General features: G+C 46.5%; 15 protein-coding genes. 9 read left to right on the forward strand and 6 right to left on the reverse strand.

The window, feature by feature from the left end; translation table 11 throughout:
• Positions 1-488: 488 nt before the first annotated feature.
• The 6 genes from A3GG_RS11475 to A3GG_RS0100450 form a co-directional block, all read right to left on the reverse strand.
• On the reverse strand, positions 489-1412 hold the full coding sequence (locus tag A3GG_RS11475; protein ID WP_018357372.1) for a RagB/SusD family nutrient uptake outer membrane protein: 924 nt from the start codon (positions 1410-1412) through the stop codon (positions 489-491).
• A gap of 145 nt (positions 1413-1557) precedes the next feature.
• The gene (locus A3GG_RS0100430; RefSeq protein ID WP_018357373.1) at positions 1558-4800 is read right to left on the reverse strand and encodes a S41 family peptidase; all 3243 of its coding nucleotides are present in this window, start codon (positions 4798-4800) and stop codon (positions 1558-1560) included.
• Between the two features lie 135 nt (positions 4801-4935).
• Positions 4936-6246: an ABC transporter permease gene (locus A3GG_RS0100435; protein ID WP_018357374.1), complete on the reverse strand. Its 1311-nt coding sequence runs from the start codon at positions 6244-6246 to the stop codon at positions 4936-4938.
• Positions 6239-7228, reverse strand: coding sequence for an ABC transporter ATP-binding protein (locus A3GG_RS0100440; RefSeq protein ID WP_018357375.1), 990 nt, complete (start codon positions 7226-7228; stop codon positions 6239-6241). Before A3GG_RS0100440 ends, A3GG_RS0100435 begins: the two co-directional genes overlap by 8 nt.
• A 6-nt stretch (positions 7229-7234) precedes the next feature.
• Positions 7235-9250, reverse strand: coding sequence for a DNA primase (dnaG, locus tag A3GG_RS0100445; protein WP_018357376.1), 2016 nt, complete (start codon positions 9248-9250; stop codon positions 7235-7237).
• Positions 9251-9325: 75 nt separating this feature from the next.
• The gene (locus A3GG_RS0100450; RefSeq protein WP_018357377.1) at positions 9326-9868 is read right to left on the reverse strand and encodes an FKBP-type peptidyl-prolyl cis-trans isomerase; all 543 of its coding nucleotides are present in this window, start codon (positions 9866-9868) and stop codon (positions 9326-9328) included.
• Between the two features lie 671 nt (positions 9869-10539).
• Here A3GG_RS0100450 and A3GG_RS12695 point away from each other — a divergent pair.
• The 9 genes from A3GG_RS12695 to mreB all read left to right on the forward strand — a co-directional run bounded on the left by A3GG_RS12695 (position 10540) and on the right by mreB (position 22754).
• Entirely contained in the window at positions 10540-10881 is a 342-nt protein-coding gene (locus tag A3GG_RS12695; protein WP_156808621.1) for a hypothetical protein, read from the forward strand.
• A 55-nt stretch (positions 10882-10936) separates the two neighbouring features.
• Entirely contained in the window at positions 10937-13351 is a 2415-nt protein-coding gene (locus A3GG_RS0100460; RefSeq protein WP_018357379.1) for a TonB-dependent receptor, read from the forward strand.
• 136 nt (positions 13352-13487) lie between these two features.
• Complete coding sequence (locus A3GG_RS0100465) at positions 13488-17468, forward strand: glycoside hydrolase family 2 TIM barrel-domain containing protein (RefSeq protein WP_018357380.1); 3981 nt, start codon at positions 13488-13490, stop codon at positions 17466-17468.
• Between the two features lie 150 nt (positions 17469-17618).
• Positions 17619-18233, forward strand: a complete 615-nt coding sequence (locus A3GG_RS0100470; protein ID WP_018357381.1) for a 50S ribosomal protein L25/general stress protein Ctc — start codon at positions 17619-17621, stop codon at positions 18231-18233.
• Between the two features lie 90 nt (positions 18234-18323).
• On the forward strand, positions 18324-18917 hold the full coding sequence (locus A3GG_RS0100475; RefSeq protein WP_018357382.1) for a DUF3109 family protein: 594 nt from the start codon (positions 18324-18326) through the stop codon (positions 18915-18917).
• A 1-nt stretch (position 18918) separates the two neighbouring features.
• Complete coding sequence (gene pth / locus A3GG_RS0100480) at positions 18919-19521, forward strand: aminoacyl-tRNA hydrolase (protein WP_018357383.1); 603 nt, start codon at positions 18919-18921, stop codon at positions 19519-19521.
• Positions 19496-19969: an RNA-binding S4 domain-containing protein gene (locus A3GG_RS0100485; protein WP_018357384.1), complete on the forward strand. Its 474-nt coding sequence runs from the start codon at positions 19496-19498 to the stop codon at positions 19967-19969. Before pth ends, A3GG_RS0100485 begins: the two co-directional genes overlap by 26 nt.
• A 191-nt stretch (positions 19970-20160) precedes the next feature.
• Positions 20161-21705, forward strand: coding sequence for a bifunctional phosphoribosylaminoimidazolecarboxamide formyltransferase/IMP cyclohydrolase (purH, locus tag A3GG_RS0100490; protein ID WP_018357385.1), 1545 nt, complete (start codon positions 20161-20163; stop codon positions 21703-21705).
• Positions 21706-21734: 29 nt separating this feature from the next.
• Positions 21735-22754 carry a rod shape-determining protein gene (gene mreB / locus A3GG_RS0100495; RefSeq protein WP_018357386.1) on the forward strand — a complete coding sequence of 340 codons (1020 nt, stop codon included), beginning with the start codon at positions 21735-21737 and terminating at the stop codon, positions 22752-22754.
• The last annotated feature ends 79 nt before the right edge of the window (positions 22755-22833 follow it).

The following is a 22833-nucleotide window of genomic DNA, read 5'->3' on the forward strand; positions in this document are numbered from 1 at the left end:
TCCCAAAGTGTACCCATTTACAATAATTGTGGTATTCAGTAGCTTATAAATAGATAAAAAAGACAAAGACCAATCTCCAAAACAGCCAAACACCTCCCAAAATACAGCAAAGAGCACCCCAAAGTACCCCCAAATACTACCCCCAACAGCGCCGATCTATACTTTGCGGAATCTAGGTTGTACAGAAAAATATTTTTATTTGTACAGATAAATAAATTTATTCCTAGGAATAAATTTGCCCGCTCCCGCTTGTCACAACTGGCGCTCGCCTGAGCGATTACGGTTAGTGAATAGAACACCACAATCCGCTAGGGGTCGTGATCAGGCATTACGAACAATTAGAGCATACATTTGCGCAATGTTCGGAAGCCCGAATGCTAAAGGATCGCTCTTGTTTCTTTCGTGCAACTGTTTCACAAAAAGAGGATGCATTGGAACGGTAATTCCAACACATCCTCTTTTTGTGAATAATTCTATCGTTAAGTCTCTTAAAAACCAGGGTTTTGCTGAGTAGCTAAGGCTGGGGTGTTCTTGATGTCATCGAATGGAATAGGCCAGATAAACTTAGGATTATCGGCAGGTATCTTGAGTTCGAGATTATCAGGATTAAGGAACACACTTCCCATGATAGGGTCTTCCTGCGGGTCATGTCTCTGCATCCCTTCGCCCCAACGGCGGAGATCCCATAGACGCAAGCCCTCGAAGACAAGCTCTCTAGCGCGCTCCTTTTTGATCTCGGAGAATAGCTCTGCTCCCTTAAGAGCGATTGGCTGTAGTCCTCTACTCTCCTTTAGGGCATTTAGATATTTGATAGCATTGGCTTCGTCTTTCAGTAGGTAGGCAGCTTCGGAAGCGATGAGATAAAACTCCGCTATGCGGAATATCTTAGACGCATTCAAGCCATTCGGGATGTATCCGTCCCAGTGCTTGTACTTTACTTCGTCCTTGGCATCGGAATACTCTTGGTTTCCTTTATTCTTTGCAACGACGTAGATGTCTGAAGCCGTAAAGGCGTCTAGGTAGTTGACATACTGAGGTTCAAAGTAAAGGTTCTTACGCAAGTCCTTATCGTCGTACATCTCTACCACCCATGCTGAGGGGATAAAGCTAGGACTATTGGCACCTACTGTACCATCCTCGTCCTCACAAGAGAGAGAAATATCAGGACCATATAGCGATGTGCCAGGGGCTAGTTCATCGGGCCTTTGGATATTGAGCGTTAGGATTGTCTCAGCCGACTTGTCGTGCAGCCACATATCCTCAAATGCTTTTGCCTCTGGGGCATTGAGCGGATAGCGCTTGGTATCGATGAGTTTTAGGGCAGCTTCGTATGCACCCTTCATATCATTCATGTAAAACTTCACTCTAGACTCAAGCGCAGTAATAGCATCAAAATTTATTTCGGTAGCCATTGGGGCGACTACCCTCTCTGGGACGGGCTTGTGGGGTAGTATCGGTCGATAGTTTACTGGTTGCCAGATGTATATACAGCGACAGAGGGTGGCTGCCCATGTTGGGACAACCACCCTCTGTCGTTACAAATATTTTGGACGTTCCTTACTTCAGTAGCTCTTTCACGGCAGCCTCCATCTGACTGTCTTGACCATTGAGCGCTTTCTTGAAGTCGAGTCGAACCTTGACATCGGGCTCAAGCTCAAAGTTCTCTAGGTAATACCCTTCGGCAGTCTTGTAGCCCACAGCTGGGATACCGAAGTAGACAGATGGGTCTTGTAGGGTCACCCAGTTGACACTCGTCATGGTACCAGGTACTGGCATACCAACGAGCTTGCCGATACCCATGTGCTTGTAGACCCATGGTGAACCATGTGCATTTGAGTAGTCTGCCTCGCACATTACCATCACACTTGGCTTTGTCCAACGCTTAGAAGGCATATCGCAATAGTACTCGCCACGAATCTCTTGGGTGAGGTACTTAGTACCCGATAGGAATACCTCGATGTCCTCGTGCAGACGTCCACCACCATTGTAGCGAATATCTACTACCAAGCCTTCACGCTGATAGTACTTACCCATGGCATCGGCGTACATGCGGCGGAAACTAGCATCGTCCATGCTTGATATATGTACATAGCCTAGGCGGCCATTAGATAGGCGATCTACCTCTGCAGCACGCTGCTTTACCCAGCGTTCATAGAGCAAACCAGAAAGCCTACTACTGCTGATTGGCTTCACTACCTCCTCGTAGGTCTTACCAGTCTCAGGAGAGTAGAATGTGAAGAGGACGTTCTTACCTGCTTTGCCTGCAAGCAATGGGAAGAAGTCGGTATCCTTTGTAATCTCCACGCCATCTATCTTGGCAAGGAAGTCTCCTACCTTTACCTTGCTGAGATGAGTATCGAAAGGACCGCCCACTATTACCTCCTCAATCTTGAGCCCCTCATCGGTTGCCACAGAGAGATCAAAGAATAGACCGGTCTCTGCTACCTTATCTGCACGATTAGGGGCACCATAACCGCTACCAGTATGAGAGACATTCAGCTCGCCGAGAATCTCGGAGAGCATCTCTGAGAAGTCATAGTTGTTATTGATATGAGGAAGGAACTTCCGGTACTCCTTTGTCATAAACTCCCAGTCTACTCCGTGCATATCCTTCACATAGAAACGCTCCTGCTCTTCCTTCTTCATAAAGTCGAACATAAACTCGCGCTCTGCCTCAGCATTGAGATCCATCTCTGCACGCACCGATACTCTATCCATCTTCTCGCTAGAGAGGTTCATCTTCTGGATACTTCCACTACTAATGAAGAAGAGGTTGCTCTCCTTAGCATCGGGCTGGAACTGTGCATAAGAGCCATCCAGCTTCTTGAGAAGCTTATTATCGCCCTTACGAAGATCCATTACCCAAAGGTCATAACCACCCTCAAAGGCAGCCATATAATAGAGTTTCTTACCATCCTTAGTGATATAAGCGTCTCCGAGGTTGCTAGAAGCAGGGGTAAGGCGTACAATGCGGTCTTTGATATTATCGAGTTCTACAAGGATACCCTTAGCGTCGTCTTTCTTGTCGTCGCTCTTCTTATCCTTCTCTTCGCTCTTCTCAGCTTCTTTTGCCTTCTTCCCCTCCTCTGTCATAAGCTCGTACTCCTCCTCATTGAGGCGATATTTATCGTAAGCTTCACGGTTGAGGAAGACAATCATAACGTCGCTCATAGAGCCCCAGCTAGCGTGGTTGCGCATTCCATACTCCTCAGAAGCATAGATAATAGCATTGCCACCCATTACGAAACGTGGGTTAGAATTGAAGTAGCCACTCTGAGTGATATTGGTGAGCTTACCGCTCTTCGCATCCATAAGAACGATATCGGTAAATGGCTCATGGTGATTATCTACTAGCTCAAGAGCAATCCACTTGCTATCGGGTGACCAAGTGAAGTTGATGCCACCATCCTTCGAGGTGGTATGGCGTCCGTCATACACCTCTCTTACTTTGCCACTCTCTACATTGTAGATAGCAATCTTCCTGCGATCCTTAACGAATGCAATCTCCTTGCCATCGGGTGAGAACTGTGGATACATCTTCTCCGACTTATCTCCAGGGATAAGCTTTTGCTCATCGATAAGCGTAGCATTGGCAAAGTTAGGATCATTGCTCCGAGCCATCTTGGCGATATATAGGTCGCTCTGACCACCGCGCAACGACTCGTACACGATACTCCTATTGTCGCCACCAAAAGAGACACCACGCTCCATAGCTGCGGTATTGGTGATGCGCTTAGTAGTAGAGTAGTCTGTACTTGCAACAAAGACCTCACCACGAACGATGTATGCCACCATCTTGCCGTCAGGAGAAACCGATGCAGAGGTCACGCCACGGGTAAACGTTAGCTTCTTGCTCTGGCTTTCGTCCAAATCATTGAGGATAGAGATATTCACCTTTGTAGGTGCACTGCCCTCCCTCATGGTATATATTTTACCATCGTAGCCGAAGCAAAGGGTTCCGTTGTTGGCTACAGAAAGGAAGCGAACTGGATGAATGTCAAAGCTAGTAAGCTGAGTAGCGCTAGCTTCTCCTTTGCTGCTGAGTGGCTGTTTGAATACATTAAATGTACCAGCACGCTCACTAAGGAAATAGAAGTGGTTGCCATCGGGTGCGTAGACGGGATTACGATCCTCTCCCTTCCAAGACACCAGTTGTTCGTAGCTCTTGTTCTTGAAGTCGTAAAGGTAGATATCCTTAGTCACTGACGAAGTGTGGTGCTTACGCCACATATTCTCCATACCCTTGGTATCCTCATAGAGTAGGAAGCGACCATCCTTACTGATCTCGCCATCTGACACTGGCGTAGGAATCTCTAGCGTAGTACGCCCTCCCGCTACAGGCACCTTGTACACTTCGTTGAGGCGACTCATAGGGAAGATGACACTAGATGCAGGATCCTGAATATGTGCCATGTAATAGATATACTTACCATCAGGTGAGAAGGCAAGTGGTGCAGTAGAGGTCGAATGTGTGGTGACCCTCTTGGCACCTCCACCATTAGCACTCATCACGTACACGTCCATGCTCCCTTGGTAGCGGTCACTCACAAAAGCAATCTGGCTACCATCAGGGCTCCATAGTGGTTGTGATTCGTACGCCTCATTGGTCGTAAGGCGTATTGCCTGACCGCCACTGGCAGATACCTTGTAGATATCTCCCTTGTAGGCAAATGCAATCTCCTGTCCGTTAGGAGAGATGGCTGGATAGCGCATCCATAAAGGTTCGTCAGCTGCATGAGCTATACCCCCAAGGCAAAGCACTCCTACAGCCGCAAGCAAACTCTTCGTAATACTCATCATGTAGGTTAAAAACTTTCTATTAATAAATACTCTCTAGGCACAAATTTAGTCATATTTAGTCATATACTTCACAGAAAGAGCTGTGCAATTGCCATATAACAACTGCACAGCTCCAAAACTACCTGATAGCCAAGGTTACTTGTACTTCACCCACTTTACCAGTTCCTTGAAACTAGGTTTCTTTCCATACATCAAAAGACCTACTCGGAATACTTTAGCTGCAGCCCATACAAAGAAAACAGTCGTAGCCACCATGACTACAGCCGATAGTACTATTTGCCATACCGGAGGGGCAAAGGGCAAGCGAACCATCATTACATTTGGTGCTACAAACGGGATAAACGAGCCCCATAGAGCAAGAGGCCCATTGGGGTTCTCTGCAGAGTAGAGCGCAGCATAAAAAGCAAACATAAAGAGGAGGGTTATAGGCAGACTCATCTGTTGGATATCCTCGTCGCTATCAAACGCTGCTCCCATAGCTGCATATATACTTGCGAAAGAAAGGTAAGCACAGATAAAAAAGAAGACAAAGGCCCATATCATACCAGCAAAGTCAAATGACGTCAGCGGCATAAGTACATCTTGGATAAACTCTGCATCAACCCCTGAGGTCATCGCATTTTGTGTGAGCTGATCCATATCTATAGTCACATTGGAGAGGAATACGGCCTGCATCACAAAGAAGCCAATAGCACCGAGGATAATCCAGATACCCAACTGGGTTAGTCCCACAAGGGCTACAGCAACCATTTTGGCAAATAGAAGGGTCGTAGGCTTGACCGAAGAAGCGATAATCTCCACAATCCTATTCTTCTTCTCCTCCTGCACACTCGTCATTACCATACTACCATAAGTGATAACGAAGAAAAAGAGCATGATATTGAATGCCTGTCCTATTATCATTGCCACAGTAGAAGATGCTGCTTGCTCCTCCCCATCCTTACTCCATTGTACTTCAGATATTGATAGATTGACCTTAGTATCATCTATAATTTGTTCAAGATTAGGGATATCGTAGGAGGCTATTTTCTCTTTCCTTAGTGCTGGTTGTAGATCGTCATTGATAGTAGTCTGGAGTGTAGGAGGAATAGTGGAATGGCTAAATATAGTAATCCCCTTAGGATTCTCTAGCAAGTCTTCGGTAATCAGTACATAAGCATAGATATCTTCCGACTTATTTTTCCGAGCTTCCGAGATCTCCATATCGCTCTTCACAAACTTGATACCCTCCTTTGGGTTGTCCTGAAGATAGCTCATGTACTTCCCCGTTTGGTCTATCACCATCACCTTCTTCTCGGATGTATCCTTGGCATTCATCCCGAGGAATAGTGGGATTGCGATAATCAGTATAAAGATTAGAGGGGTAAAGATAGTCAGAAGCACAAAAGACTTCTTCTTTACCTTTACATTGTACTCCCTCTGCATTACGATCCAAAACTTATTCATGGGCACCTCCCTTCTTGTACAATTTGCTCTCTGCTTCGCTAGTCTCATAGCCATTAACCTGGCCTGTCTTATTCACCATATCTAGGAATATCTCATGCATGTCAGGGATAATCTCCTCAAAACTAATCACACTGCCGCGGTTGTTCCACTCGGTAATGATTTCTCGTGCAGGTAGCTTATTGATATTCTCCAATATAAGCTCGGTACGACCATAGCTATCCTGTTCACATCGCTGCACATGGTACCTACTATCAATATCCTCAGGCAGCTGCAGTGGCTCCTCGAAGAGGAAACGGTAAGCATTGCCCTTGTAGCTCTGCTTCACACTATATACATCCCCCTGTAGCACTACGCGCGAACGGTTGATTAGCGAAATATTATCGCACAATTCCTCCACACTCTGCATGTTGTGGGTAGAGAAGATAATAGTATGCCCCTTAGCCTTGAGGCGGAGCATCTCATTCTTAAGAATCTCTGCATTAATGGGGTCGAATCCGCTAAAGGGTTCATCGAATATCAATAGTCTAGGCTCGTGCATCACAGTACAGATAAACTGCACCTTCTGTGCCATACCTTTCGATAGTTCCTCTACCTTCTTATTCCACCAAGGGAGGATATCAAACCGCTCAAACCACTCCATAAGGATTCTCTTGGCATCAGGCTTCGATAGTCCTTTCAGCTGAGCCAGATAAATAGCCTGATCCCCCACCTTCATCTTCTTGTATAGTCCTCGCTCCTCAGGAAGGTAGCCTATACGCTCCAAGTCTTTTGCCTCAAAGGGGTGACCATCGAAGATAATCTCACCACTATCAGGAGCCGTAATCCTATTGAGGATACGGATAAGTGTGGTCTTTCCCGCTCCATTTGGTCCCAGTAGTCCATACACCTTGCCCTCGGGGACACTCAGACTCACATGGTCGAGCGCTCGATGCTTATCGTAGTCCTTGACTACATCTTTTACTTCTACTACGTTGCTTGTCATATATGCTTAATTCAGTAACTTATTCTTTGATGATATTATACGATCCCCCAGCATCCTACTCATATTTCTCTTTAGTTCGTTGTACTCACTCAATCGCCCGAGTAATTCCTTCACCTGCTCCTTATCCGAAGGATCAACTTTAGCTATTTCACCGAGCACCGACTTCACTTGCTCCTCCACCTTGTGAAGCTTTAGGGACAATACATCCCTCATTAGGAGCTTCACCACTTCCTCCTCCTCTGCCTGTTCACTGATATACCTATCATGAATAGGGCTTAGCGACAATTTATTAGTCACGTAATCATCGGCGTACTTAAAGATGGTCTCATTCTCCATACGGGTGAGAAACTTACCCACCTCTAGCTCGGGATTCTTCTCCTGAGCCTCCATTAGCACATCCAGCATTAGTTGGAAGTTATCGCTTAGTCCTCCTACCTCCCTTATATCCATAGTAGTATCATAGACCACCTCTATACCATTCGCCCCGATCTGCCCCGATGTCATCTGGTAGTCCGAAATAAAAGTCATTCCATAGTCTATCAAGTCGTGCATTAGTGGAAGTTCGTATGGTGCAAAAGGATTCTTAATCTTTTGTTTAGGGATATTCGACGCTACCTGACCACTAGGAGCCTTAGTCGAAAGATTGGGCAACTCATGTGGTGGAACCACAGTAGGAGCCTCCACTGTCCGCTGTCTGCTCCTCAGTGCCTCTTGGTGGCGGTCGCCACGTATCTGATTCACTCTCTGGGTAAGTGCCTCATGCGTCACCTCCATTTTGGCACTCAGTTCTCCTAGATACAGCTCCCTTGTTATCTGATTATCGATAAAAGCAATAGACTGTGCTAGCTCCTCAATTACAGACGCCTTACCCTGCGGAGTCGCACCATGCTCTGCTTCCAGCATACGGCTTTTGAAGAATAGTCCATCTTCCTCGTGCTCCTTAATATACTTCTGAATATCCTCAAGGGTATGTGCCTGAGCAAATGAGTCTGGATCCTCCCCATCTGGAAGGAGCAAGACATTGACCTTCATATCCTTTTCGAGACAAACATCCAGCCCTCTCAGAGCGGCTTTGATACCAGCTCCATCGGCATCGAAGAGTAGAGTAACATTGGAGGTCAGTCGCTTGATATGCTGTACCTGTGTAGACGTAAGGGCAGTACCACTACTAGCCACCACATTCTTAATCCCCTTTTGGCTCATGGATAACACATCCATGTACCCCTCAATCACGATACACTTATCCTCTTTAGATATATGGCGCTTAGCGAAGAAAAGCCCATACAGCTCATTACTCTTATCATAAAGCTCTGAAGCAGGGCTATTGATATACTTGCCCACATGCTCCATCTTCTTGAGGATACGCCCGCCAAATCCTACCACATTACCGCTAGAACTGTGGATAGGGAATATCACGCGCTCTCGATACCTATCAATATAGTCCCCTTTTTGGGTCTTCATAATGAGCCCTAGCTCCTCTAGGACGGATAGCTCTACCCCTTTTTCCTCCCCCCGCTTGACCAAGTAGTCCCAAGTACTAGGTGAATAACCTAGCTCAAACTCCTTGATGGTCTCATCGGTAATCCCTCGCTCCCTAAAGTATGCCAAGCCAACTCGCCTGCCCTCTGCCCCTTGGTGCATAGCATTGACAAACTCATCTCGCGCAAAGGCATTGGCATTGATTAGCTTCTCCCTTTGGCTCTTGCGCTCCATCTGCTCGGGAGTCAGCTCCCGCTCCACCACCTCTATCCCATATTTCCGACCAAGATACTTGACTGCCTCAGGGAAAGAAAGGTGTTCGTGCTTCATGATAAAAGAGACAGGAGTACCCCCTTCGCCACAGGCAAAGCACTTACAGATATTCTTGGAGGTAGAGATGTGCATAGAGGGTGTCCTATCATCGTGAAAAGGGCAAAGCGCTACAAAGTCTTTGCCCTTACGATGGAGTGTTAGGAAGTCCCCTACCACATCAGCTATCTCAGCTCTATCGAGTATCTGATTTACTGTCCTTTCGTCAATCATCTTTTCGATGAAGTAAATAGATAGTAGAGACGCAACCAGTTACGTCTCTACTATACACTATATCATCATATTATATCAGCAACACCCGTGATCACCACAGCTGCAACCTCCGCTGCAGCTACCACCGCAACTACCATGCTGATGTCCGAAGTACTTATTGTACTCCTCATCGCTAGGCTCATGTACTTCTACCACCTCACCAGTGAAGTGAAGAGCCATGCCTGCAAGGTCGTGATTGAAGTCCATAGAGACGGTCTCATCGGTAATCTTAGTTACTAGACCCTCAACCACCTGACCATCGTCCGTATTCATTGGCACGCGTGCCCCCTCATATACGATCTCGCTATCAAACTCGCCATCAATCTCGAAAGCTGAGCGAGGTAGCTCTATCTGAAGGTCTGGATTGACTGTGCCATAAGCATCGTCTGGCTCTAGCACGAAGTCAAACTTATCTCCAGCCTCTTTGCCTGATAGCTCCGCTTCAAATGCTGGGAGCATCAAGCCCATTCCAAAGATAAACTCCAATGGTGCGCCACCATTGGTGGTCTCGATTAGAGCGCCCTCAGTATCCTCTAGCTTGTAGTGCGCCTGCACTAGAAGTCCTTTATTAATTCTCATGTCTGTAATCTATTTTTCCTAAATGTAAATACAATAAGTCTTACAAACTTAGGTATAAATTTCGACATAACCGACCCTAACCCCATTTTATACGGTTTCTGTTGTATTCATTTGGTTGATAAGAAGCCTTCTCTTGCTCGTATTATCCTGAATACTAGTTTGTCTACATATTCCTTGCTTGTTGTCGCTATAGCGGTTGACCCGAATACGTAGAGGGGATGACCATTTAATATATACTAAATGAGTGAATTAATATATACTAATTGGGTGAATTAATATATACTAATTGGTCCATTTAATATATACTAAATGGTCATGTACTCTATAGAGGCGGGGAATGGCTGATAGAGAGCGGGCTCTTGGAGAAGCTTTTGAACGGTTTTGCCTGAATATATTGACCATTTTCTGTGCATTATAACTTTCTACTTGACTTTATACCAGTAGGGCAGCACTGGAGGGTTGTCTTCTGCTTACTATTTTACTTGACCATGCGCACTGAGTAGTTGACTTTTTTATGCTGTGCACCAGAATACATGTAGTCAGGAGCTTATCAAAACGACAATGCGCTAGGTATTAATACCTAATAATAGGTAAAATACGTATTTGATATATGTGCTCTCATATAATTATAGTAATTTTGCGCAATGAGATTTGGGAGCCACATATCTAAGATGTCTAAGAGGAAGCTAAGCGCTGGTTTTTTACTGGTGCTCTTCTCCTTGTATGTGGGCGCCATTGTTGCCAACTATCACGCCAATCTTGTCAATGGCATACTAGTCGCCCACTCACACGCTAAGCTCCACAACACTCATGCTTCAGACCACCATGCTCCTGCAGAATTGGTAGTACTGCACCAGTTATCCCATATCCAAATTACTGGTGAGATAGTACCCGAACTAGAGGTAGAAGCACCTAAGGAGGTCGGAACACTTCTCCTTTTTGATCTTGAGAGCGAGGAGTATTCTACCATTCGCGATACCTACTACCGCCGAGGTCCCCCTATGGCTGCATAATAGCTGGGGAGGATGGTAATTGGTATTATAAATTAGGTAGAATAAATCAATCGAAATGAATAAAATAATCTTTCGAAGCATACTTGCTGCTTCGACGGTTTGCGCTGTACTAAATAGCGCCAAGGCAGACGAGGTGACTGCAATCATCAATAATGAATCCAAATATAAAGTTGAGGGACGAGTAATAGACGCTCAGAGCAAAGAGCCTCTCCCATTTTGCACTGTAGTAGTACTAGGAACATCTCTAGGTGGAGTAACGGATGCCGATGGACACTTTACTATCGAGAATGTACCTACAAATGCGCCCAAAGTAAGGGTCAGTTTCGTAGGGTATGCCACTCAAGAGGTAGCAATATCGAAAGAGGGCGACCACGTAATAGCACTGACACCGACCTCTATCAATATGCAGGAAGTGGTGGTGAGTGCTAATAGAGCTGAGACACGTAGGAACGTAGCCCCTGTACTAGTCAACGTAACGGGACAGAAGCTCTTTAATGCCACCAATTCCGTGTCTGTAGACCAAGCATTGAAGTTCAATCCTGGTATCCGTGTGGAAGACAACTGCCAGAACTGTGGTTTTAACCAAGTCCGTATCAATGGACTAGATGGCTCCTACTCTCAGATCGTCATCAACTCAAGATCCATATTTAGTGCGCTCGCTGGGGTGTATGCTCTTGAGATGTTCCCTACCTCTATGATAGACCGTGTGGAGGTCGTACGTGGTGGAGGTTCTGCGCTATATGGTTCGTCGGCAATCGGTGGTACGGTAAATATCATCACTAAGGCGCCAACCCGCAATATGGCTGAAGCAAGCTATACTATCACTAGCATGAAGGACAATTGGGGCAAACCATCACACGACGTTGGGCTCTTTGCCTCAGTAATAGACGATAGTCAGCGTGCAGGAATCTCTATTTTCGGAAAGGTAAAGAGCCGGAAGGGAATAGACTTAGTACGCCCTGGCAGTAAACTTCCTGGGGGTAAGGACGGTTTTACAGACTTGCCACAGCTCTACTCCACAACGGTGGGGACAAGTACTTTCTATGCTGCAACACCCACTACTCGCTTGACACTCGATTACTTCTATACTCAGGAGGAGCGCAGAGGCGGTGATCGCCTAGAGCTACCTGAGCACGAAGCACAAATAGCTGAGAGCTTGCGCCACCGAATACATACAGGTATCTTGCAGATCAATCAAAACCTTTTCAATGGTGATGGACTCCTCACTGCCTTTACAGCAGGGTCTCATACCTACCGCAATAGCTACTATGGTGGTGGTGACTTGGAATTTACAAACTTCCACGACAAGACACTTAAAGATATTGAGCTGGCACTAGGAGCTTATGGAGTCACAAAGGATCTCACTATTCAAAGCGGTGTTCAGTATATACATAGGTTCAAGAAACTGCTCTTCATGCCCTCTGAACTATCTGGAGGATTCGAACATCAGTACAATAAGCTCAATGACAATAGTGGCTATCGTCCAGAGAAGATTGATCAGATAGTCAACACATCAAGTCTTTTCTTACAGAATGAGTGGCGTAATGATCGCTTCGGATTCCTCCTCGGAAGTCGATTCGACTATGTTAATCTCAATCCGGGCAAGAAAGACCTGCCTACCAAGAAGCTCCCAATCTTTACCCCTCGTATGACCATTCGTTACAATCCTACGGATCGTCTACATATCCGAGGAACCTATGGAGAGGGCTTCAGGGCTCCGCTATTCTTCGACGAAGAGCTACACGTAGCCTTTGCAGGAGGTGAGGGCAAACCACGTGTACTTAGTCCCGACCTACGAGAGGAGAGGAGTCGTAGTGTAACCCTTTCGGCAGACTACTATTTCACAGTGAACAAGGACTACCACTTCAATATCATGGGTGAAGGCTTCTACACTCATCTGAAAGACAAGTTTAACGCAGAGGACAGAGGGAAATTGCTCGAAGTTGTAAATGCTAGTAGCGTGCGTGTGTACGGTGTCAATGTAGAGATGCGTAGCTCATACCGCAACCTACTCTCGCTCGACCTTGGGCTTACGGTACAAAGGAGCTTATTCGACAAGCCTGAAAATGTTGGTATTGACGGTATCGATAGCCGAGAGGTGATGCGTACCCCTAATACCTATGGCTACTTTGTCTTCAACTGGACACCCGACCACCACTTCTCACTCACCCTTTCGGGCGACTACACAGGCAAAATGTACGTACCACATGAGGCTGGAAAGGTAATTGGAGACTATATCACCATCCCAGAGGGAAAGCTAGAGCGCTCTAAGAGCTTCTTCACCCTAGGGACCAAGGCCAACTATGCCATCCATGTACAAAACTCTATGTTGGAGTTTAGTATAGGTGCCAACAATATCTTCAATTCTTACCAAAAAGACTTTGACGAGGGACCCAACCGTGCTTCTAGCTACATATACGGGCCTAAGCAACCTCGCTCAATCTTTGCAGGAGTGAAGCTAACACTTTAATTCAATAATACTACGTCAGTTAATAGGGAGATGAGACAGCGGTCTCGTCTCCCTATTACTTATTAAATTATTTGAGTATCTTTGGAGGGAATATAAATACTATTTAATCAAGACAATAGAAATGAAACGAACTCCAATGCTACTCTCAGCACTATTGCTTTGGCTATGTTTACCCTCACAAAGTACGGCGCAGCAACTACATAGACTAGCTGGCTTTGAATATGGAACAGTAGCTGCTCCAGATGGTTCCGAGTGGGAATCCCCTACCCATCTGAGCCTAAACAAAGAGCAACCTAGTGCCTTCTTCTACAGCTTCAAGAGCCACAAAGCAGCTCGTGCATATCTTCCTTCAGAGGAGAGCGCATACTATCAGAGCCTAGATGGGACGTGGAAATTCAACTGGGTAGGTAACCCTAGCGACCGTCCTGTAGATTTTTACACAATGGACTATGATGTGCAAGGTTGGGATGATATACCAGTGCCTAGTAATTGGAATATAGTGGGAATACAGAAAGATGGTTCGCTCAAGTATGGTGTGCCTATCTACGCTAATCAACCCTACATCTTTCACCACGAGGTAAAGGTGGGGGATTGGAAAGGTGGTGTGATGCGCCAACCCGAACCATCGTGGTCTACCTACTCCAATCGCAATGAGGTAGGCTCGTATGTACGCACTTTCACTGTGCCTGAGGACTGGAGTAGTGAAAGGGTATACGTCAATTTCGATGGTGTCAATAGCTTCTTTTACCTTTGGGTCAATGGTGCCTACATCGGCTTTAGCAAGAACTCACGTAACACAGCTACCTTCGACATTACCCCTCACCTACGAAAGGGTGATAATAAAATAGCGGTGGAGGTGTATAGGAGTAGTGACGGCTCGTTTCTCGAAGCCCAAGACATGTTCCGCCTACCAGGCATCTTTAGGTCGGTATACCTAACCGCCAAACCCCAGTCTCATATCCGAGATCTCGTGGTGATCCCTTCGTTGGATAAAGAGTACACCAATGGGACGCTCCATATCACGGCTGAGCTGCGGCACCAAGGCAAAGGGAGAGTAAAGGGTTACAAGCTCCGCTATTCTCTGTATCAGAATAAACTCTATGAGCAAGACAATACGCCTGTAGCAGGAGCCGAAGTGGTGACCGAAGTCCCAATTATAAAACAGGGGAATTATGCTCAGGTAAAGACGGAGCTTCCGGTAAGCAACCCTGACAAATGGAGCGCCGAGGCGCCACATCTCTACACCCTTGTGGTGGAGTTACTCGATAATAGAGGGAAAGTCGTTCAGACCTCAGCCATCGTTACAGGCTTCCGCCAAGTAGAGATTAAGGAGACCCCTGCAGAGCAAGACGAGTTCGGCTTAGCAGGTCGCTATTACTTTATTAATGGTATGCCGGTGAAGCTAAAGGGGGTAAATAGGCATGAGATGGATCCTATCCATGGTAATGTGATGACTCGAGAGGGTATCATGAAGGAGATAGCGCTAATGAAGCGTGCGAATATCAACCATGTAAGGTTATCGCACTACCCTAATGTCCCTATCTTCTACTACCTTGCAGATAGGTATGGTCTATACCTTGAGGATGAAGCCAACCTTGAGAGCCATGGCTATTACTATGGCAAAGCATCGCTATCCCACGTACCAGAGTTTAGAGACGCTCACGTAGCACGTGTAATGGAGATGGCAGCAGAGGCAGTCAACTCCCCTTCTATCGTTATCTGGTCACTCGGCAATGAGGCAGGACCTGGGGATAATTTCAAAGATGCTTATGCAGCGCTCCATAACTTCGACCCTAGCCGACCAGTACAGTATGAGCGCAATAATAACATTGTAGACATGGGCTCCAACCAGTACCCTTCTATCGCTTGGATGAGAGAGGCAGTAAAGGGCACCTACGATATCAAGTATCCTTTCCACGTAAGTGAATATGCACACAATATGGGTAATGCTGGGGGTAACCTAGAGGATTATTGGACAGCAATTGAGAGCACCAACTTCTTTATGGGTGGAGCTATCTGGGACTGGCGTGATCAGGCTATTTATACCTACGATAAAGAGAGTGGCGCGCGTTACCTAGCCTATGGTGGTGACTTTGGAGATAAGCCCAATAGCGGTATGTTTTGCATGAATGGGGTGATGCTCCCTGACCTATCGCCTAAGCCCTCCTACTATGAGGTGAAGAAAGTGTACCAAAATGTAAGCATTGAAGAGGAGAACCTCAATGAAGGCTTGATTAAGATCTTCAATAAGCGCTACTTCACTACCCTTGACGATATGGAGCTTCTAGTGCAATTACAGCGTATGGGAGAGGTGATAGAGGAAAAGGTCGTGGAGATGCCCTCCATCAAGCCTCGCTCTACAGTAAGTATCCAAATCCCATTTTCTCGAGCTCAAGTTATGGAGCGACCCGAGGAGTACTATGTGATGATACAGCTCAGACTGAAGAAAGATCAGCCTTGGGCCAAAGCTGGGTACGTACAGATGGAAGAGCAACTACTCCTCAAGGAACCGCACGATTACCTACAGCTTGCTGAACTCTCGCAGCGCTTCGGCTCGCTAAAAAGCCAAGGCAACAGAGTAAGTGGGGATACCTTCACTATCCTCTTCGATGAAGCGACGGGTACCATTAAAGAGTATACCCATAAAGGCAAGCAACTGATAGGCCGCGGACATGGTCCTCGTATCGATGCATTCCGCGCACCTGTAGATAATGACAACTGGGCGATGAATGCTTGGGTAGCTAATGGTTTGCATAACCTTCAGCACAAGGTCGTGAGCCATAGCACTCACAAGAATAACGATGGCTCTATCTCTTATCTCTATGTAGTGGAAAGCCAAGCGCCTACTGCGTATGAACTGGGAGGGGGAGTAACTGGGCGCTATGAACTTAAGCCACTTGAGCGTCCTTCGGACTTCAAGTTTGTCACCACTCAGGTATGGACAGTGTATCCCGATGGGTCTATCGCCCTCACCGCTAATGGTACAGCCAACAAATCGGGTATAGCTCTTCCACGCTTGGGCTATGTGCTAGAGATGGCGCCCGAATACAATCAGTACACCTACTATGGTCGTGGACCTTGGAATAATTATAATGACCGCATGTCGGGTGCTTATATGGGTCAGTACAAGGGTACTGTGGCTGACCAGTTTGTACCTTTCCCCAAGCCTCAAAGTATGGGCAATAGAGAAGGAGTACGCTGGGCACAGGTGACTGATAATGAGGGTGATGGTTTACTCTTTATCGCAGAGGAACAGATGAGCACCAGCGTACTTCCATGGTCGGCAGTAGAGCTTATGCTTGCACCTCATCCTTACCAGCTTCCCGAAAGTACAGGCACCCACATCCATCTTGATCTCGGCACCACTGGACTAGGCGGTAACTCCTGCGGTCAGGGTGCTCCACTTACCGAGGATAGGATCATCTCTGGCAACTTTACCTATTCGCTATTGATTCGCCCTGCAGGGACAGAGAAGCGTGTAGCTATCCCCGCAATCCATCCCGTGGGTATTACACGTGATGCAGCGGGACTTGTTACTATCTCCGGGGCAGACCAAATAGAGTATCAAGTAGCAAACGAACGAAAGAGTGAACTGTATAGCACACCAATTATCATGCGTAATGGTGGCACCATCACTGCCTATCCCAAGGGTCAGCGTTGGCTAGCGACCACCATGCACTTTGATAAAATTGAGTCTATCCCAGTGAAAATACATCAAGTCTCTAGCGAAGAGACCTACGATGGAGACGCAGCTCACCTAGTAGATGGCAACCCTACAACAATCTGGCACAGCATGTACTCCGTTACAGTAGCGAGCTACCCACACTGGGTAGTACTAGATGCTGGCGAAGACAAACTGATTAAGGGCTTTGAGTATATGCCACGCCAAGATGCTTCGGATAATGGGAAAGTCAAGGCTTACTCTATACAACTCTCTTCAGATGGTCTGACATGGGACAAACCTATTGTCTCTGGGGAGTTTGATAGATCCAACGATACGAAGCGAGTCATGTTTGACAAACCTGCCAAGGCTCGATACATCCGCTTCAATGCCCTATCAAGCCAAAATGGAGCCGACTACGCCAGTGCAGCTGAGGTGGCTATCATCGCTGACTAAAACACAGATAAAGCGCGGCACAAGTGCTTACTTATTGAGTATTTAAGGAATAATTGGTACCTTTGTGGCGCTTTTTCGGAAAGCCTGTCCGTGTGATGGGAAATTAGTGAAGAGGCTAATTTTGAGTAACACATTTATCAAAGACAAGAAATGAAGACATTTCAGCTAAGTGCCGAGGTTCGTGAGGACAAGGGCAAGAAGCTTGCTAAGCAGCTTCGCAAGCAGGGTCTGGTACCTGCAGTTATTTATGGTGATGGCAAGGAGGCTACTATGCTGACTGTGAAGACCAAGGAGCTTCGCGACCTTATCTACACTCCAGACATCCACATCGTGGAGCTAACTGTGAGTGGTTCACTAAAGCGCTGTATCGTTCAGGACATCCAGTTCCACCCTGTTACCGACAACGTAATCCACATCGACTTCCTAGAGGTTCGTGAGGATAAGCCAATCGTTATTGACGTTCCTGTCAAGCTCGATGGTCACGCTGCTGGTGTACGTGCTGGTGGTAGCCTTCAGCTCGACATCCGCAAGCTCCGTGTTAGGGCTCTGTATGAGTTTGTACCAGATCGTCTACACATCGATGTTACCAAGCTAAAGCTCGGTAAGACCATCAAGGTAGGTGAGCTCTCATTTGAGAACCTCGAGCTACTCAACGCTAAGAATGCTGTAGTTTGCGCAGTACGTGCTACTCGTGCTTCTCGTTCGGCTGCATCTGCTGCAACTGAAGATGAGGAAGAGGAGGATACTGAGGAGTCTGCTGAGTAATCGACGCATCACGAAGCAATTTAGACAACTAACAAAGGAGGTTGATGCGGGCAATATGGCTTGCATCGCCTCCTTTCCTTATCTAAAGAAATGATTGTAGTTGATGATGTATTGGTCAGTTCGGATGTGCTAGAAACTTACTTCGTATGCGACCTACAAGCATGCAAAGGAGCTTGTTGTATCGAGGGAGAATCAGGTGCTCCACTGATTGACCAAGAGCTAGAACCGCTATGCAAGACTGTCCCTATAATCTTGGAATACTTACCCCAGAGCAATCAAGAGTACATGGAAGAGCATGGTCTGATGTACGAAGACTCTGATGGAGATATGGTGACTCAGATTATGGATGGAGAACGATGCGTATTCACCTGCTTTGAAAAGGATGGCTCAGCACGCTGCGCTTTTGAAAAGGCCTATAGTGAGAATAAGAACGACGTCTTTTACAAGCCTATTTCGTGCCATCTGTTTCCAATCCGAGTGAGTGTGCTAAGCGATGGGAGACATGCCCTGAACTATTCTAGATGGTATCCTATATGTGAACCTGCGAGAGCCCTTGGCAAGAAAGAAGGAGTGCGGGTCTATCAATTTTTGAAAGAACCTCTAATCAGAGCCTATGGAGAAGAGTGGTATGACAAATTGGTGGAGCAAGCTGAGCTCTATCTGGAGAAGAAAGAAAATAAGTGAGATGAACCCGAACAAGTTTCTAATAGTCGGGCTCGGCAATATCGGTACCGAGTATGAGGGGACAAGGCACAATGCTGGCTTCATGGTAGTAGACGCGCTAGTGGGCGATACAGCGACATTCGAACCCAAACGCTACGGCGCCGTAGCGAGAATCAAGGTTAAGAACAAGGAACTTGTGGTGGTTAAACCCTCTACATTCATGAACCTCAGCGGCAATGCTGTACGCTATTGGATGAAAGAGGAGGAGATACCTCTGGAGCGCCTACTGGTAGTTGTAGATGAGCTTGCTATCCCTTTTGGGGAACTTCGACTCAGGGGTAAAGGCAGTGCTGGAGGACACAATGGACTGAAACATATTGAAGCCACCCTAGGGACTTCAGGGTATGCCCGACTAAGAGTAGGCATTGGGAATGACTTCCCTAAAGGTGGTCAAATAGACTTTGTGCTCAGTAAGTTTGAGGGAGAAGAAGCCAAAGAGCTACCCCAGGTATGCCAAGATGGGGCTGAGATTGTCAAGGGCTTTTGCCTCTCTGGACTCGAACGAGCCATGAACCAATTCAATACGAAGAAGAAAAAAGATGGCGGAGCAGCAGAGAATAGATAAGTGGCTCTGGGCTACTAGAGTATTCAAGACCCGTTCCATTGCCGCAGATGCTTGCAAGAAAGGGCGCATAACCCTCAACGGACGCACGCTGAAGCCAGCCTCTATGATTAGCGTTGGAGATGTACTGAAGGTAAGGAAACCACCTATCACTTTTTCTTTGGAAGTACTGGGTCTAATCAGTAATCGAGTGGGACCAAAACTTGTGGAAAACTACCTACGCAACGTTACACCAAAGAGTGAATACGAGGTATTGGAGCTCCAAAAGATAGCAGGTAACGTAGGTAGACAAAAGGGAACTGGACGACCGACTAAGAAGGAGCGCCGTGACCTCGACCAATTCATCCACGACGAAAGCGCACCCGATTGGTTCCTTGATGATTGGGATGACGAGGACGAAGATAAAGATGGACTGTGGGAAGACGAAGACTGGGATACCCTTTGGCAATAATCGGCTGCCCACTCAAAAGAATCAAAGCCATATTGATTCATAATTCTAGACGCTTAGACTACCCGGTCTATCGTGCAACACAATAGGCAAAATACATTATTTATTGGTACTGCGGAATATCTTACCATTTATCCCTATTTTTAGTAACTTTGCGGTCTATAGGTGGTTTAGATATAGAGATGGAAAGTTGTATGTCAGAAAGGAAGCTAAAGAGAGCATTGATATCAGTGTTCTATAAGGATGGGTTAGAGCCAATTGTAAAGCATTTATCGAAACTAGGTGTAGAGATAATCTCTACTGGCGGCACGCAAGACTTCATCCAGAAGCTGGGTATAGAGTGTACTGGAGTAGAGGAATTGACCTCGTACCCCTCGATACTAGGCGGAAGGGTTAAAACACTACACCCAACTATATTTGGGGGTATCTTGGCTCGCAGAGATAATCCTGAAGATGCTAAACAATGTGAGATGTACGATATCCCAGATATAGACCTTGTTATCGTAGATCTCTATCCGTTCGACGAAACAGTTGCCCATGGTGGAAGCCATGACGAAATCATAGAGAAGATAGATATAGGCGGAGTAAGTCTCATTCGTGCGGCAGCGAAAAACTATAAGGACGTACTTATTGTAGCCTCTCGAGAACTATATGGTCAGCTTCTACAGCTCTTGGAAGAAGGAGGTGGAGTGACAACCGAGAAGCAGCGCAAAGTATTTGCGAAGGCTGCCTTTGGCTATACTTCTGAATATGATACCCATATCCACAATTACTTCCATGGCGCTCGCTTTGCTGATAATCTCCCTGAAGAGGGTATCGACTTCTCAATTGCCACGTCTTACGAGCTTCGTTATGGAGAGAATCCACACCAAGAGGCTAAGTTTTATGGGAGTGCGCTCACTGAGCGATTCGAAATTCTACATGGCAAGCAACTAGGTTACAATAATATCCTTGACCTGGATGCCGCATGCAACTTGATTGAAGACTTCGATGAACCAACAGCTGCCATAATCAAGCACAATACGCCTTGTGGTGTTGCTAGTGCGGATACCATTCTAGAAGCTTACACAAAGGCGCTTGCTTCAGACCCAGTCTCTGCATTCGGAGGTATTGTAGTGGTCAATAGAGCTGTGGATAAAGCGCTCGCTGAGGCAATGAATACGCTCTTTATTGAGGTGTTGATTTCCTCCGACTACTCTGAAGAAGCTCTGGAGATACTGATGAGCAAGAAGAATCGTCGCCTGCTCAAAGATAAGATAGGTTTTGACTCTTGCAAATACACTTTCCGCAGTGCCGTAGGTGGCCTATTGGCTCAGGAAAAGGATAGCAAGGTAGAAGAGGCTAGCGAACTACAAGCGACTAGTGACCACAGGGCTACCGATGAGCAGATTGCAGACTTACTATTTGCGATGAAGATAGTCAAGCACTGCAAGAGCAATGCTATTGTACTTGTAAAGGACAAACAATTGGTCGGAGCTGGATACGGACAGACCTCTCGTGTCGATGCTTTACGACAAGCCATCGAGAAAGCCCGTGCTATGGGCTTTGAAACCGAGGGAGTAGTACTAAGTAGCGATGCTTTCTTCCCCTTCTCCGATTGTGTTGAGATCGCAAATAAGGCTGGTATCAGTGCAATCATACAGCCTGGAGGTTCCGTTAGAGACGAGGAGAGCATCGACTTTGCTCGTGAACACGGCATACCAATGTACATGACTGGTATCCGTCATTTTAAGCACTAAGTATATAGATAGAAAGAAATAGAATTAATATGGGATTATTCTCTTTTACACAGAAAATGGCAATCGACCTAGGGACTGCCAATACTGTGATCATCAAAGATGGAAAGATTGTAATAGACCAACCCAGTTACATCACTATCAATCGGAAGACTGAGAAGATTGAATGGGTAGGTAGCGAGGCATATCGCCGCGTAGGGAAGGAGAATAACAACCTCCAGACCGTTCGACCTCTAAGGGATGGTGTAGTGGCTGACCTAGGTGCTACGGAGCATATGATTAGGGGATTTATCCAGTTGGCGAAGACCAAGCGATCCATTTTCCCTTCTGCGCTAAAGGTCGTTGTCAGTGTTCCATCAGGTAGTACAGACGTAGAGATACGTGCGGTACGTGATGCTGCAGAGAAGGCAGGCGCCAGCGAAGTGTACCTCATCATGGAACCTATGGCTGCTGCAATAGGTATCGGGCTTGATGTACTCGAACCGAAAGGCAATATGATTGTGGACATCGGTGGTGGTACTACAGAGATTGCGGTGATTACCTTGGGAGGTATCACAACTAATAAGTCCATCAAGGTCGCAGGTGATGAGTTTACCAGCGATATCGTGGACTACATGAAGTCTAAGCACCAGATCCGTATTGGCGAACCTACAGCTGAGGAGATTAAGAAGAACGTAGGCTCTGCTCTACCAGACCTTGAGAATGCTCCTGAGGACTTCTCTGTGATAGGGCAAGACCTAGCGAGCGTGCTTCCTCGCACAGTAAGCGTCAACTACAAGGAGATAGCTGGCTGCCTCGAGAAGTCTATCCAAAAGATTGAGACAGCAATCTCTAATGCCCTAGATTCTACTGCCCCAGAGTTGTATGCCGACATCTATAAAGATGGTGTATTCCTTACTGGTGGTGGTGCGTACCTCAAGGGGCTAGATAAGAGGCTTCACGATAAGTTCCAGATCCCATTCCATGTAGCAGAGGATCCGCTCTATGCCGTGGCAAAAGGGACACATATCGTATTGGAAAATAGCAACCGTTACAGTCAGCTATTTACCTAATAGTCAAGAGTAAGGAGTAATAGATAAAAGGTAACTGTACAAGCTACTTTTTATTTATTGCTCCTTTTCTTTTTACCTC

Source organism: Porphyromonas levii DSM 23370 (assembly GCF_000379925.1).
In the GTDB taxonomy this organism is placed as follows: Bacteria; Bacteroidota; Bacteroidia; order Bacteroidales; family Porphyromonadaceae; genus Porphyromonas_A; species Porphyromonas_A levii.